Source organism: Pseudomonas sp. AGC41 (assembly GCF_057334555.1).
Genome location: NZ_JBHFJB010000030.1, coordinates 1 through 12699 on the forward strand (window position 1 = coordinate 1; position 12699 = coordinate 12699).

The 12699-nt window shown below is 62.6% G+C and carries 13 protein-coding genes; 7 read left to right on the plus strand and 6 right to left on the minus strand.

Annotated elements, in window-relative coordinates; genetic code table 11:
• The first annotated feature begins 81 nt into the window (after positions 1-81).
• Together ACE04F_RS05690 and ACE04F_RS05695 are read left to right on the plus strand one after the other, a co-directional pair.
• Positions 82-783 carry a response regulator gene (locus tag ACE04F_RS05690; RefSeq protein ID WP_305500301.1) on the plus strand — a complete coding sequence of 234 codons (702 nt, stop codon included), beginning with the start codon at positions 82-84 and terminating at the stop codon, positions 781-783.
• Between the two features lie 3 nt (positions 784-786).
• Positions 787-2088: an ATP-binding protein gene (locus tag ACE04F_RS05695; RefSeq protein ID WP_486105369.1), complete on the plus strand. Its 1302-nt coding sequence runs from the start codon at positions 787-789 to the stop codon at positions 2086-2088.
• 58 nt (positions 2089-2146) lie between these two features.
• Here the strand turns inward: ACE04F_RS05695 and ACE04F_RS05700 are convergent, their stop codons facing one another.
• Positions 2147-2788 carry a DUF1345 domain-containing protein gene (locus ACE04F_RS05700; protein ID WP_486105370.1) on the minus strand — a complete coding sequence of 214 codons (642 nt, stop codon included), beginning with the start codon at positions 2786-2788 and terminating at the stop codon, positions 2147-2149.
• A 332-nt stretch (positions 2789-3120) separates the two neighbouring features.
• Here ACE04F_RS05700 and ACE04F_RS05705 point away from each other — a divergent pair, with 332 nt between their 5' ends.
• Positions 3121-5199, plus strand: coding sequence for a putative bifunctional diguanylate cyclase/phosphodiesterase (locus ACE04F_RS05705; protein ID WP_486105371.1), 2079 nt, complete (start codon positions 3121-3123; stop codon positions 5197-5199).
• 9 nt (positions 5200-5208) lie between these two features.
• Here the strand turns inward: ACE04F_RS05705 and ACE04F_RS05710 are convergent, their stop codons facing one another.
• On the minus strand, positions 5209-6309 hold the full coding sequence (locus tag ACE04F_RS05710; RefSeq protein ID WP_486105372.1) for a DNA alkylation repair protein: 1101 nt from the start codon (positions 6307-6309) through the stop codon (positions 5209-5211).
• Positions 6310-6604: 295 nt separating this feature from the next.
• On the opposite strand from ACE04F_RS05710, the gene ACE04F_RS05715 reads away from it, so the two are divergent.
• Positions 6605-6913 (plus strand): RcnB family protein, encoded by a 309-nt coding sequence (locus ACE04F_RS05715; protein WP_486105373.1) that lies wholly within the window; start codon positions 6605-6607, stop codon positions 6911-6913.
• Between the two features lie 4 nt (positions 6914-6917).
• Here ACE04F_RS05715 and ACE04F_RS05720 read toward each other — a convergent pair whose 3' ends face one another.
• Positions 6918-7241 carry a protealysin inhibitor emfourin gene (locus ACE04F_RS05720; protein WP_486105374.1) on the minus strand — a complete coding sequence of 108 codons (324 nt, stop codon included), beginning with the start codon at positions 7239-7241 and terminating at the stop codon, positions 6918-6920.
• Positions 7238-8302 (minus strand): M4 family metallopeptidase, encoded by a 1065-nt coding sequence (locus ACE04F_RS05725; RefSeq protein ID WP_486105375.1) that lies wholly within the window; start codon positions 8300-8302, stop codon positions 7238-7240. Before ACE04F_RS05725 ends, ACE04F_RS05720 begins: the two co-directional genes overlap by 4 nt.
• Before the next feature lie 141 nt (positions 8303-8443).
• Here ACE04F_RS05725 and ACE04F_RS05730 point away from each other — a divergent pair, with 141 nt between their 5' ends.
• Positions 8444-8785, plus strand: a complete 342-nt coding sequence (locus tag ACE04F_RS05730) for an FKBP-type peptidyl-prolyl cis-trans isomerase (RefSeq protein ID WP_486105376.1) — start codon at positions 8444-8446, stop codon at positions 8783-8785.
• A gap of 15 nt (positions 8786-8800) precedes the next feature.
• Here the strand turns inward: ACE04F_RS05730 and ACE04F_RS05735 are convergent, their stop codons facing one another.
• The gene (locus ACE04F_RS05735) at positions 8801-9919 is read right to left on the minus strand and encodes a cytochrome P450 (protein ID WP_486105377.1); all 1119 of its coding nucleotides are present in this window, start codon (positions 9917-9919) and stop codon (positions 8801-8803) included.
• Positions 9920-10001: 82 nt separating this feature from the next.
• Between ACE04F_RS05735 and ACE04F_RS05740 the strand changes: the two genes are divergently transcribed.
• Complete coding sequence (locus ACE04F_RS05740) at positions 10002-10757, plus strand: ArsR/SmtB family transcription factor (RefSeq protein WP_486105378.1); 756 nt, start codon at positions 10002-10004, stop codon at positions 10755-10757.
• A 69-nt stretch (positions 10758-10826) separates the two neighbouring features.
• Here ACE04F_RS05740 and ACE04F_RS05745 read toward each other — a convergent pair whose 3' ends face one another.
• Complete coding sequence (locus ACE04F_RS05745) at positions 10827-11621, minus strand: AraC family ligand binding domain-containing protein (protein ID WP_486105379.1); 795 nt, start codon at positions 11619-11621, stop codon at positions 10827-10829.
• Between the two features lie 114 nt (positions 11622-11735).
• On the opposite strand from ACE04F_RS05745, the gene ACE04F_RS05750 reads away from it, so the two are divergent.
• Positions 11736-12665, plus strand: coding sequence for a DMT family transporter (locus tag ACE04F_RS05750; protein ID WP_486105380.1), 930 nt, complete (start codon positions 11736-11738; stop codon positions 12663-12665).
• The last annotated feature ends 34 nt before the right edge of the window (positions 12666-12699 follow it).

Below are 12699 nucleotides of genomic sequence, written 5' to 3' on the forward strand. Positions count from 1 at the left end.
GCTGCGTACCGAAACCCCTGTGGGAGCGAGCTTGCTCGCGATGAGGCCCGCCCAGGCGCCACCGTATTTTCTGGACCACCCATGCCCAACATCCTCCTCGTCGAAGACGACGCCGCCCTTTGCGAACTGATCTCCAGCTACCTGGAGCGCAACGGCTATCAGGTCAGCGTCCTCAACCGTGGCGATCACGTCCGTGAGCGGGCGCGGGCCAATCCGCCGGACCTGGTGATCCTCGACCTTATGCTGCCGGGCCTGGATGGCTTGCAGGTCTGCCGTCTGCTGCGCGCCGATTCGGCGACCCTGCCGATCCTGATGCTCACCGCTCGGGATGACAGCCACGACCAGGTGCTGGGCCTGGAGATGGGCGCCGATGACTACGTCACCAAGCCCTGTGAGCCGCGGGTATTGCTGGCGCGGGTACGCACCTTGCTGCGGCGCAGTAGCCTCACTGAACCGCAAACGGTCAACGACCGTATTGTCATGGGCAATCTGTGCATCGATCTGTCCGAGCGCACCGTCACGTGGCGCGGGCAGCCGGTGGAGCTGTCCAGCGGCGAGTACAACCTGCTGGTGGTGCTGGCCCGGCATTCCGGCGAGGTGCTCAGCCGCGACCAGATTTTGCAGCGCTTGCGCGGCATCGAATTCAACGGCACCGATCGCTCGGTGGACGTGGCTATTTCCAAATTGCGGCGCAAATTCGACGACAACGCCGGCGAGGCGCGCAAGATCAAGACTGTGTGGGGCAAGGGCTACCTGTTCAGCCGTTCCGAGTGGGAATGCTGAGCGATGTGGAAGCTGCTGATTCGCCTCTATCTTGTGACCATTGTCTCCTACAGCGCGGCGATCTACCTGATGCCGGAACTGGTGATCCGCCTGTTCCATGAGCGCTTCCAGACTTACAACCTCGACTATTCCCGTGGCCTGCAGACCTTGATGGTCAAGCAGTTTCGCGCCGTGCCCAGCGCGCAATGGCCGGCGCTGGCGGCGCAGATGGACGAGGAGTTCGAGCCGCTGCGCATCGAGCTGGCCGCCACCGACGATGCAGGCTTTACCGCCACCGAGCAGGCGCGCCTGCAGCGCGGTGAGAATGTGGTGCGCATCGGCGACTGGGGTTGGCGAACCCTGGCGGCCGCGCCACTGGATGGGCGCACCGCGGTCAAGATGATCGTGCCCCCGGATCCGGCGGATGTCAGCTGGCTGTACTGGAGCATCAACGTGCTGATCGGCGCGACGATGCTCGGCTGTCTGCTGCTCTGGCTGCGGCCGCACTGGCGCGACCTGGAGCGGCTCAAGCGCACCGCCGAGCGTTTCGGCAAGGGCCACCTGGGTGAGCGCACGCATATCGCGCCGCGCTCGAACATCGGTAGCCTGGCCCATGTGTTCGATACCATGGCGGGCGATATCGAGAATCTGCTCAATCAGCAGCGCGACCTGCTCAATGCCGTATCCCATGAACTGCGTACGCCGTTGACCCGGCTCGATTTCGGCCTGGCACTGGCCTTGTCCGAGGATTTGCCGGCGCCCAGCCGCGAGCGTCTGCAAGGGTTGGTGGCGCACATTCGTGAGTTGGATGAGTTGGTGCTGGAACTGTTGTCCTATAGCCGCCTGCAGAACCCTGAGCGTCTGCCGGAGCGGGTCGAAGTGCCGCTGGACGAGTTCATCGACAGCATCCTCGGCAGCCTCGATGAAGATCTGGCGGCGCCGGAGGTGGTGATCGACGTTTTGCTGCACGGGGCCCTGGAGCGTTTCGAGCTCGACCCACGCCTCACCGCCCGGGCCCTGCAGAACCTGCTGCGTAATGCGATGCGCTATTGCGAAAAACGCATCCAGGTCGGGGTGCTGGTCAGCGAGCAGGGCTGCGAAATCTGGGTCGACGATGATGGCATCGGCATTCCCGACAGCGAGCGTGACCGGGTATTCGAGCCGTTCTACCGGCTGGACCGCAGCCGTGATCGCGCCACGGGCGGCTTCGGTCTCGGCCTGGCGATCAGCCGCCGCGCCCTGCAAGCCCAGGGCGGCACCCTCACGGTCGAGGCCTCGCCGCTGGGCGGGGCACGCTTCCGGCTCTGGCTACCCCCAGCGTGCTGATTGTCGCCTGTGGAGAGGGAGCTTGCTCCCGGCTGGGCCACGAAGGGGCCCCACACATTCAGCCAAACAACCCCGCCGCGATATTGATCGAAAACCCCAGGATCGCTGTGTTGAACAAAAACCCGATCAACGACTGCGCCAACACGATCTTGCGCAACTGCCGCGTCGCAACCCCCACGTCCGAAGTCTGTACCGCCACGCCGATGGTGAAAGAGAAGTACAAAAAGTCCCAGTAGTTCGGCGTGGTCAGTCCCTCGGCAAAACGCAGGGCGGGCTCCTTGCCGGGCCAGGTGTAATACAGGCGCGCGTAGTGCACGCTGAAAATCACCCCGATCAGCAGCCATGAACCGATCACGGTCAATGCAGTGAAACCGTAATGCAGCAGCTTGCCTGCGGTTTGCAGGTCACGGCTGCCGGCCAGTTCGAAGGTGATGGTCGCCAGGCTCGCCAAGGCCGCGATGCAGACCATCAGCAGGACCAGCCCGGCGTTCTCGTCTTCGATTTCGGCGATGCGCTTGACGTCAGGTGCCTTGGCTCGCACCGTCAGCCAGAACATCAGCGCCAGGTAGGTCCAGACCCCGACGTTCCAGCCGATCAGGACCTTGCCGATGATCGAGTCCGCAGGAACCAGCAGGCCCGCCGCCAGGCCAATGACCGTGGCGCAGGAAAGACGTGGGTGAGTGCGGGTGAGGCGGGGCATGTGAGCTCACTGTGGCGTGGGAATGCCGGGGAGTATGAATCAGATCTTAGCCGAAGCCGTTCAGGCTCGGGTTCTTCATTTGCGGCGACTACCGCCTTCGCGAGCAAGCTCGCTTCCACATGGATTTGTGTATGAACGGTAGATTTCCATACGCCGCTACACCCTGTGGGAGCGGGCTTGCTCGCGATGGCGACGTGTCTTTCGTCGCAAATATCCCACCGATGATGGCTTTTTGATGTTTGGTACGTGCACCACCGTACCAACTGTGTACAATCGCCGGCTTTCCAACCAGGCATGGAAGCAGTTCGGCCTTTTGGCCACGAGAAAAATCCATGCTCATCGGCAGCTATTCTCCCGCCCTTGTTTCGATTTCCTTGTTTGTCGCGATCCTGGCGTCCTATACCGCGCTGGACCTGACCGGGCGCATCACCACTGCCCAGGGTCGGGCCGTGCACTGCTGGATGGCGGGCGGTGCCCTGGCGATGGGGGTGGGCATCTGGTCGATGCATTTCATCGGCATGCTCGCGTTCAGCTTGCCGGTGGAGCTTGGCTACGATGCGGCGATCACGGCGTTGTCGCTGCTGATCGCCATTCTTTCCAGCGGCTTTGCCCTCTGGCTGGTCAGCCAGCCGCAATTGCGCGCCTGGCAGCTGGCGTTTGGCGCGCTGGTGATGGGCACTGGCATCAGTGCCATGCATTACACCGGGATGGCCGCGTTGCGGATGCAGCCGGGTATCGATTATGACCCAACGCTGTTCGGCGCCTCACTGGTAATAGCCGTGGTGGCGTGCGCGGCGGCGTTATGGATCGCCTTTCACCTGCGCCAGAATACTCCTCATGTACGCCTCGCTCGCGCCGGGGCCGCCGTGGTGATGGGCGTTGCCATCGTCGGCATGCATTACACCGGCATGGCTGCGGCGCAGTTCAGCGAAGGCAGTTTCTGTGGCTCCCTGGATGGTTTGAGTGGCAAGGGACTGGATAACATGGTGTTGATCACCACCTTGGCGGTGCTGGCGATTGCCTTGCTGACTTCGATTCTCGACGCACGTCTGGAGGCTCGCACCGCGGAGCTGGCCAGGTCCTTGACCCAGGCCAATCGTGAACTGACCCAACTGGCCCTGCACGATCCCCTGACCAGCCTGCCCAACCGCGTACTGCTGGCGGATCGTATCGGCCAGGCGATGCACCGGGTGCAAGAGCAGGGCGGTTGTTTCGCCTTGATGTTCATCGACCTGGACGGCTTCAAACCGGTCAACGATGCCTTTGGTCACCACATGGGCGATCTGTTGTTGCGGGACGTCGCGCTGCGCCTGCGCGAAGACCTGCGCAGCCAGGACACCCTGGCGCGGATCGGGGGCGATGAGTTTGTCCTGCTGGTGCAACTGGCCGAGCCGGATGACGCCTTGCGCCTGGCCGCGCGTCAGGTCGGGCTGATCGCCCGGACGTTCCGGGTTGCCGACCATGACTTGCAGATTTCCGCCAGCGTCGGCATCGCGCTGTACCCCGGCAACGGCCAGAGCGCCGACGAGTTGCTGATGAACGCCGACGCCGCGATGTACCACGCCAAGGGCGCCGGCAAGAACGGCTACAGCTTTTTCGATGCTTCGATGAACAGCAACGCCCGCAAGCAACTGCAACTGCTGCAGGATTTGCGCATCGCGGTCGAACAGCGCCAGTTCAGCCTGCATTACCAGCCCAAGTTCGACGCCGCGAAAGGCCGTCCGGTGGGGGCCGAAGCGCTGCTGCGCTGGAACCATCCGACCCAGGGCCTGCTGATGCCCGACACCTTCATCGACCTGGCGGAAAAGACCGGGCTGATCATCCCGATCGGCGAATGGGTGCTGAACGAAGCCTGCCGGCAGATGCGCGAATGGTACGTGTTGGGCTACACCGACTGGCGTATCGCGGTAAACCTGTCGGCCTTGCAGTTCTGCCATACGGGCCTGGTGCAGAGCGTTGCCAAGGCATTGGAGACGCACCACCTGCCGGCCAACAGCCTGACCCTGGAAATCACCGAGACCACCGCCATGAGCGACGCGGACGCGAGCATGACGGTACTGCAACGGTTGTCGGACATGGGCGTGGACCTTTCCATCGACGACTTCGGCACCGGTTATTCGAGCCTGATGTACCTCAAGCGCCTGCCGGCCAACGAGTTGAAGATCGATCGCGGTTTCGTGCGAGACCTTGAGCACGACAGTGACGACGCGGCTATCGTCTCGGCCATCGTCGCCCTCGGCCAGGCCTTGGGCCTGCGGATCGTTGCCGAAGGCGTGGAGACCGATGTGCAACAGGACTTCCTCACCCAGTTGGGCTGCGATTCGCTGCAGGGGTACCTGCTGGGGCATCCGCAGCCGGCCGAGCACTTCCTGAAGAACATTCGTCAGGCGCGACGCGTCGAGATGGCCTGAGGCGATCGTTCAGGGAACGATCTCGAACGCGGTACCGCCCAGCCGTTCGCCATTGATCAGCAGATGGACCGCATGCCGGCCCGCGTAGTGCCGGCGGGTGGTCAGCTCGCGAATCTGCTGGGAACGGCTGAGGTTGGCAGAAGCCAGGGCGGGCAGGTCGAAGGTCTTGAGCTTGAACACTTTGGCTGACGTGCCGCCGGATGCTTTCACATAGTCGATCGCATAATCGATCACCAGACGCTGGCTCTGTCCGGACGTGGACCGCACCTTGAACGACAAGGTGATGGGCTCGCCAAGATGAATCATCGCAGGGGTCACTTGCAGCTCGCAAACTTCCACCTGCGCCTTGCTTCCTGCCCCAATGACTGCCAGCGCCCGCAGATTGCCTTGCTTGATCAGGCTGCGCAGGGCGTGTCGGGCAATCCAGGCGCTATGGCGATCGTGCAACGGCCAGCCTTCGATCCGCTCCAGGACCCAATCGGGATGCTGCTTGGTCACGTCGTTCAGGTGATTGGCCACGGATTTGCGCACATACAGGCTTTCGTCGGCCTTGAGGGCATCAAGGATCGCCGCGGCGAGTTCCGGGTTGGCCTGGATCGGCTCCAGGTGAAACGACCAAGGCAAGCGCGGCCGGCTGCCTTCGCTGGCAAGACGGCGGACGTGCTCGTTGCTGTCCAGCGCCCAGTCATGCATGACTGCGAGGGTGCGCGTCAGGTCATCGCGCAGGAAATGCCGCACGGCAAACTCAGCGGAGCCGAACCGGGTGAAATACTTGAGCGCGTCCATCGACAACTCGAAGGTGTGCCGACCGTAAGAGGCTACATAGTGCGGAAGGAACATGCTGACGAACATGCTGTTCACCCGCGGGGCCAGGGCCCGCAGTACCTCCAGCGAGGCTTCGTAACTCAGCGGCAGGACCTCATGCAGGCACTCGCTGACCCGCGCCATGCGCTGCATCACCGACAAGTCAGCCAACCCGGCGTTGGCCAGGTTCAGGAACGCCTTGGCATCGAAGGCCGGATACACCGCGTGCATTTCGGTCGCGATGTGTTCAAGGCGCGCGGCATTGAAGATTTCCTTGAGGGCGGGGGAAGAGGTGGTGGTGCTCATGTGGGGTCCGTCCGGTGGGTGTTGGGCCAAGGCTCGCCACTATGCCATGCCAGACCCGTGGCGAGGGAGCTTGCTCCCGCTGGGCCGGTCCGACGCCTCGGGCGCAGCAGTCGTAAACCCGGTGAATGCGGTATCACTGAATGATCGCGTTGCCTGGATTGGGGTCGCTGCGCAACCCAGCGGGAGCAAGCTCCCTCGCCACATGGGAATGTTGGCCGCCAGAAGCAACAGTAAACGGAATGATTCGCCGCCGACGGAGTCCCAGATTCAGTACCTTGGATAACTGGAGTTTTTTATGCGTAAACCAACCCTGATCGCCAGTCTGGTCCTGGTCGCCGGCCTCGGAGCCTTTGGGCCCGTTGTGCAAGCGGTCGAGAAAACCGGCGACGCCCTTGAGCATTCGCCGAGCAATGGCCGCCGGCTGGTGGAAAATGACCGGGTACCGGCAGACTACCAGCGGGCGGACCGGGCCATGAAGGACTGGAAGCAGAAGAAACTCGAGCAGCCGACCGACGAGCAACAATGGGTGCAGATCGACGACAAGTATCTACTGATCGAAACCGTGTCCGGCGCCATCGTCAAGATCGTTCCCGCTACGCGCTAGACCCTCAGAGCACTTCGCCCTTGTCCCACAGGTGGACCAGTTCGCCAGGCGCCCGGTCCTCGGGCACCTGCAGCACCATCTCGTCGTCCTGGTCGTTCGCCCGATAACGCACCTCGATCTGGAAATAGCGCTGGTCACCCCGACCCGGAGCGGAGGACGTGAGCGGCAGGCAGCCCTCCAGCACCGAGCAGATGCGCGAGCGCTGGTTGATATCGCATTGGGCGAATTCGATTTCCCGGGGGCGGGTCAGGGCATGGATGGCCGCTACGCCACCCTGGCGTGACAGCTTGACCACGGCTTTATCGTCAAGGTCTGGAAGGGTTTTCATCCGTTCTCCTCGTTCAGGTCGACGCCCACTTGCGCCCAGCCATCCCGCACCGCTTGCACTTCCTGCTCACCGAAACGCTGGCGGGCATGCTCGACGGTCAGGCGGGCGAACGCGCTGAAGGATGCGTCGTTGGCCAGTTGCCTGTCGCACAAGGTGTCATACCAGATTCGCCCGGCCTTTTCCCAGGCGAATCCGCCGAGCGCGGTTGCCACCAGATAAAAGGCCCGGTTGGGAATGCCGGAGTTGATGTGCACACCGCCGTTGTCTTCACGGGTGATGACGAATTCGCGCATATGCCCCGGTTGCGGGTCCTTGCCCAGTAGCGGGTCATCGTAGGCGGTGCCGGGGTTGGACATGCTGCGCAGGCCGCCACCGTTGATCTTGTCGGTGAGCAGGTCGGCGCCGATCAGCCAGTCGGCCTGCTCGGCGGTCTGGCCTAATACGAATTGCTTGACCAACACGCCGAACACATCGGAGATCGACTCGTTCAACGCCCCGGACTGGTTGGCATAGATCAGGCCGGCTTCGCTTTCGGTGACACCGTGGGCCAATTCATGGGCCACCACGTCCAGGGAACGGGTGAATCGCTGGAAGATCTCGCCATCACCGTCACCGAACACCATTTGCGCGCCGTTCCAGAAGGCATTCTCATAATCCTGGCCGTAATGCACGCTGCCGACCAGGGCAAAGCCCTTGTTATCGATGGAATCGCGCCCGAGCACTTTCCAGAAAAATTCATAGGTGGCGCCGAGGGCGTCATACGCTTCGTCCACCGCCGGATCGCCGCTGGCCGCCTGGCCTTCCAGGCGCACCGGTTGGCCGGGCAGTTCCATGGAGTTCTGCGTGTCGTGCACGCTGCGCTGTGGATGGCCGGCTTTGCCAGGCGTGGGCAGTTTCGCCGCGGCGGGTGGATTGCTCGGCGGGCCAGGGTTATGGCGTAGATTGTTGACGTGGGTCAGGGTGCCCAGGGCGCTTGAACGTTGCTGTTCGGAGCCATGGGCGATGATGCGATTGAGAATGTAAGGCGGAATGAAACCGTGGAGCGGACGAGAGTCGATCATCAGAAGGTCCTTATCTGAAAATGCAGGGTCGATACCCATGTGAACCGAAGTGGCCGTTGCGGTTCCCCTTTGCCGCAAAAAGTTGCCTGTCGCGCGGATTTCTGCGAAAACCCCGCGCCTGGATCTCACAGGAATAACGCCATGCATGAAGAGCTGCAAATCATCGACCTGGAACCGGGCGACGGCAAAAGCGTAGTCAAAGGAGCGCTGATTACCACCCAATATCGCGGCACCCTCGAAGACGGTACGGAGTTCGATTCGTCCTACAGTCGTGGCAAGCCCTTTCAATGCGTGATTGGCACCGGTCGGGTGATCAAGGGCTGGGACATCGGCCTGATGGGCATGAAAGTCGGCGGTAAGCGCAAGCTGCTGGTGCCGGCCCATCGGGCCTATGGTGAGCGCTCCATGGGCGCTCACATCAAGCCCAACAGCAACCTGGTTTTTGAAATCGAGCTGCTGGAAGTGCTGACCCGCGACGATTGATGGCGCTTTTTTTTATCACCGATTGGCGAACAGCGGGATGCGCCCGTTGACCGAGGGGCGATAGCACCAGGTCAACCGATCCAGGCGTGGGTTGCGCTCAAGGATTGTCTCCACGGTGGCCCGAGCGACGTTCATGGCCAAGTCTTGGCCAGGGCATTCATGGCGGCCGCTGCCAAAGCTGAAACTGCGGCGATTGGCGCGATCCAACAGCAAGGCGTCCGGTTGCGGGTTGAGCTGCGGGTCGCGGTTGGCTGAAGCCAGCAGGACCAGTACCACATCTCCCGGTTCTAGCGCAGTGCCAAGGATCTCGCAGGGCATGGCGACGAAGCGCCGGGTGTTCTGCACCGCCGGGTCGAAGCGCTGCACTTCAGCCAGCAACCCGCCGATCTGTTTGGGGTCGTCCCGAACCTGCTGATGTAAAGCGGGGTCGCGAGCTAACGCCAACAGCCCATTGCCGATCAGGCCCGCCGTGGCTTCGTAGGTTTGTGAGAGCAGGCCGATCAGGTTGGCGATCCGGCTGTCCGGGTCGGCGCCTTCGAAGCCCTGGCACATGAGGCTTAGCAAGGGAGTGCCTGGTACCTTGAACCGCTCCTCGAAAAGGCTCATCAATTGCTCGCTGGCCCGGTGCGCGGCTTCAAGCTGCTTCGCCTGGCTCAGGGGTGACAGGCAGGCGACGAAGTCTGCGGTCAATTCGCTGATCAGACGGCTCTCCGCCGGGTTGAAGCCCAGCAACGCCGCCACCACGCTGGCCGGGCCGATGAACTGCGCCTGGTGCAGACCTTCGGCGCCCTCCCTGAGCAAGCGTGCCCTGACCAATGCCTCGACCTGGGGCGGATCGATATCCCGCAACCCCGGCGCAATCGTCGCCCTCGAACAGCGGTGCGGTTCGCCTTCGTTCATTCGCATCAGCTGTCCGAACACTCGGCCGGCGGGACCATTGGCAATTGCCTTGGGCACCGGCTCGTCAGCAGGGCGCACATGGCAATCGGGATGATGCAGTACCGCGCACACCGCCTCGGCGCTGCTGGCGACCCAGAGTTTCAGATGCGCGTCGAAACCGAATCCTCCGTTGGCTTGCAGACTGGCGTAGTAAGGGTAGGGATCAGCGTGAGTCGCGGCGGTGATCGGGTCCATGAAGCGCTGCCTCGTTCGTGGTGGAGAAAGTGTTGCTACTATCTCCAGTCGATGCATGGCTTGATTCGTCCGGGAGCGAAATATGAACGCAGAACACCATGACATGGGAGTGTCCCAGGTGGCCGCAGCGATTGCCGAACCGGCCCGTACCCGAATGCTCTGCGCGCTGATGGACGGCCACGCCCGCACCAGCACGGAGTTGGCGGCGATTGCCGAGGTCAGCGCTTCCACTGCCAGTGCGCATTTGGCGAAGCTCAAGGAATCGGCCCTGGTGCGCTTGCACGTGCAGGGCCGTCATCGTTACTACAGCCTCACCGATAAACGCGTAGCCGAAGCCCTCGAAGCATTGATGGTGATTGGCCAGAACGCTGCACCGACCTTCACACCACGTACGCCGGATCGCCTGCAGTTTGCCCGTACTTGCTACGACCATATGGCCGGTATCCTGGCGGTGCGGCTGCATGATCGCTTGCTTGAAGCCGGGTGGCTGCTCGATGTAGAAGGGCAGGCTTATCGGCTAAGCGAATCGGGTGAAGCGCTGTTCGAAGGCTTGGGCATTGATGTGCAGGCACTGGCTGCGCAACGGCGGCGGTTCGCCTGCCCATGCCTGGACTGGAGCATGCGCCGACCACATCTGGGCGGAGCCTTGGGCGCGGCATTGCTGCAACTGGCGATCGAGCGCAAATGGGTGACCCAGGACCTGGACAGCCGGGCGCTGGGGTTGACGGTTGCTGGACAGCGGGAGATGGCGGCGCGCTTTGGCGTCAGCAGTGAAGTGGCGGTTGAATCCGCTGGCGCTTTCGCGAGCAGGCTCGCTCCCACAATTGACCTGCGCTGAACACAACACTCAAGATCATCCGAGATCATTTGTGTGGGAGCGAGCCTGCTCGCGAAGGGGTCCTTGCATTCATCCCGCCATATGCCTGCGGCGGTACTCATCCGGCGTAGTCCCCATCATCTTGCGAAACATGCTGATAAACGCCGAGGCGCTGCTGTAGCCCAGGTCCAGGCCGATGGTTTCCACGCTCTGACCACGTTCGAGCAAGGCCAGGGCCTCGATGACTTTCAGGCGCTGGCGCCATTCCACCAGGGACATGCCCAGGTCCCGCTGGGCCCGGCGCATCAGTGTGCGCTCGGTGGTGTTGGCGGCGCGAGCCAGTTGCGGCAAGGAGCGCGGGTCGCTGGGGTTGGCCTCCAGGGCCCGCAACACAGGGCCCAGCAGCGGATCGTCCGAGGAGGGCAGGTAACTGCCGACGTGGGGCGCCTGCGTCAACTTGTCCACCAGCACTTGCAACAAGCGCTGCTCTTCGGGCGTCTGTGGCTGGCTCGGCGGGGCTCTGCGCAGTTCTTCCAGCAACGCTCGGATCAGCGGGCTCAAGATCAGCGCGCACGGTACCGCAGGCAGCGCGTCGCACAGTTCGGCCGCCAGGTACAACGAGCAATGGCAGGCTTCATGCCGATTGAACCCAACGTGTTCCATGTCTGGCGGCAGCCAGATGCCATATTGCGGTGGCGCCAGGTAATGATGCTGGGCGATTTCGATTTCCATCACACCGCTGTAGGAGTAGACGAACTCTCCCCAGGCATGCCGGTGCCGGGGATAAGTGGCGTGGGCCGGCATGCAGGCGCTGCGGAAGAAAATCGGCGAGGGCAGGGCCGCGTCGAACGGCGGAATCTTCAGGTGTTGGGCTGGAGGCTGCATATTCACCGCAATGGCGGATTACCGGGATGGCTTGTCGGGTAATCACTATATCCAGCAAAGGTGTCAGGCAGACAATCCTTTCATCTTTTTCTTTTCCGCCAAGGACCTTTTTCCATGACCACTCGCCGCGCCCTGGATGGCCAGGTCATTGCCCTGATGACCGGCCTCTGTGCCATCTGGGGTTTCCAGCAAGTCGCGATCAAGGCCGGTGCCGTCGACATGGCGCCGATGTTGCAACTGGGCGTGCGTTCGGCCATCGCCGCGGTACTGGTCTGGCTGTTGGTGCTGGCGCGCGGTGAGCGCCTGTCCCTGGCTGATGGCAGTTGGCGTCCCGGCCTCTTGGTGGGGGTGCTGTTTGCCTTGGAGTTCGTGATGGTAGGCGAAGGCCTGCGTCATACGACGGCATCGCACATGGTGATTTTCCTCTACACCGCACCGATGTTCGCCGCCCTCGGCTTGCACTGGAAGCTGCCAAGTGAACGCCTCAAACCGGCGCAGTGGCTAGGCATCGCCGTTGCCTTCGGCGGAATCGTGGTGGCCTTCGGCGGCGGCTCGGGCGCGGCGAACGGCAGCTCGTTGCTGGGCGATGGCATGGGCTTGCTGGCCGGCGCGCTGTGGGGCGCAACCACGGTGACGGTACGCTGCTCGCGGCTATCGAATCTGCCGGCCAGCCAGACGTTGCTTTATCAATTGGTGGGTGCCGGGGTGCTGTTGATCGGCATATCGGCAGCGCTAGGGCAAATGACGATCAACCCCACGCCAAAACTCATTGCCAGCATGGCGTTCCAGGTATTGCTGGTGTCCTTCGCCAGCTTCCTGATCTGGTTCTCCCTGCTGCGCCGCTACCTGGCGTCGCAATTGGGCGTGCTGTCGTTCATGACGCCGCTGTTCGGCATCGGATTTGGCGTCTGGTTGCTGGATGAGCCACTGGAGCCGAACTTTATCGTCGGCGCGGTTCTGGTGCTGGGCGGGATCTTGCTGGTCAGCGGTTACGGATGGTTTCGCCAGCATTGGGGGCGATGGATGGTTTTGCGCGGAGAATAAAAACGGGGGCAGATCCAATTGTGGGGGGGGGGGG

Bases quoted from the DNA above. Each gene is read 5' to 3' on its own strand.
- ACE04F_RS05690 (WP_305500301.1), top strand. From the start codon at position 82: ATGCCCAACATCCTCCTCGTCGAAGACGACGCCGCCCTTTGCGAACTG.
- ACE04F_RS05695 (WP_486105369.1), top strand. From the start codon at position 787: ATGTGGAAGCTGCTGATTCGCCTCTATCTTGTGACCATTGTCTCCTAC.
- ACE04F_RS05700 (WP_486105370.1), bottom strand. From the start codon at position 2,788: ATGCCCCGCCTCACCCGCACTCACCCACGTCTTTCCTGCGCCACGGTC.
- ACE04F_RS05705 (WP_486105371.1), top strand. From the start codon at position 3,121: ATGCTCATCGGCAGCTATTCTCCCGCCCTTGTTTCGATTTCCTTGTTT.
- ACE04F_RS05710 (WP_486105372.1), bottom strand. From the start codon at position 6,309: ATGAGCACCACCACCTCTTCCCCCGCCCTCAAGGAAATCTTCAATGCC.
- ACE04F_RS05715 (WP_486105373.1), top strand. From the start codon at position 6,605: ATGCGTAAACCAACCCTGATCGCCAGTCTGGTCCTGGTCGCCGGCCTC.
- ACE04F_RS05720 (WP_486105374.1), bottom strand. From the start codon at position 7,241: ATGAAAACCCTTCCAGACCTTGACGATAAAGCCGTGGTCAAGCTGTCA.
- ACE04F_RS05725 (WP_486105375.1), bottom strand. From the start codon at position 8,302: ATGATCGACTCTCGTCCGCTCCACGGTTTCATTCCGCCTTACATTCTC.
- ACE04F_RS05730 (WP_486105376.1), top strand. From the start codon at position 8,444: ATGCATGAAGAGCTGCAAATCATCGACCTGGAACCGGGCGACGGCAAA.
- ACE04F_RS05735 (WP_486105377.1), bottom strand. From the start codon at position 9,919: ATGGACCCGATCACCGCCGCGACTCACGCTGATCCCTACCCTTACTAC.
- ACE04F_RS05740 (WP_486105378.1), top strand. From the start codon at position 10,002: ATGAACGCAGAACACCATGACATGGGAGTGTCCCAGGTGGCCGCAGCG.
- ACE04F_RS05745 (WP_486105379.1), bottom strand. From the start codon at position 11,621: ATGCAGCCTCCAGCCCAACACCTGAAGATTCCGCCGTTCGACGCGGCC.
- ACE04F_RS05750 (WP_486105380.1), top strand. From the start codon at position 11,736: ATGACCACTCGCCGCGCCCTGGATGGCCAGGTCATTGCCCTGATGACC.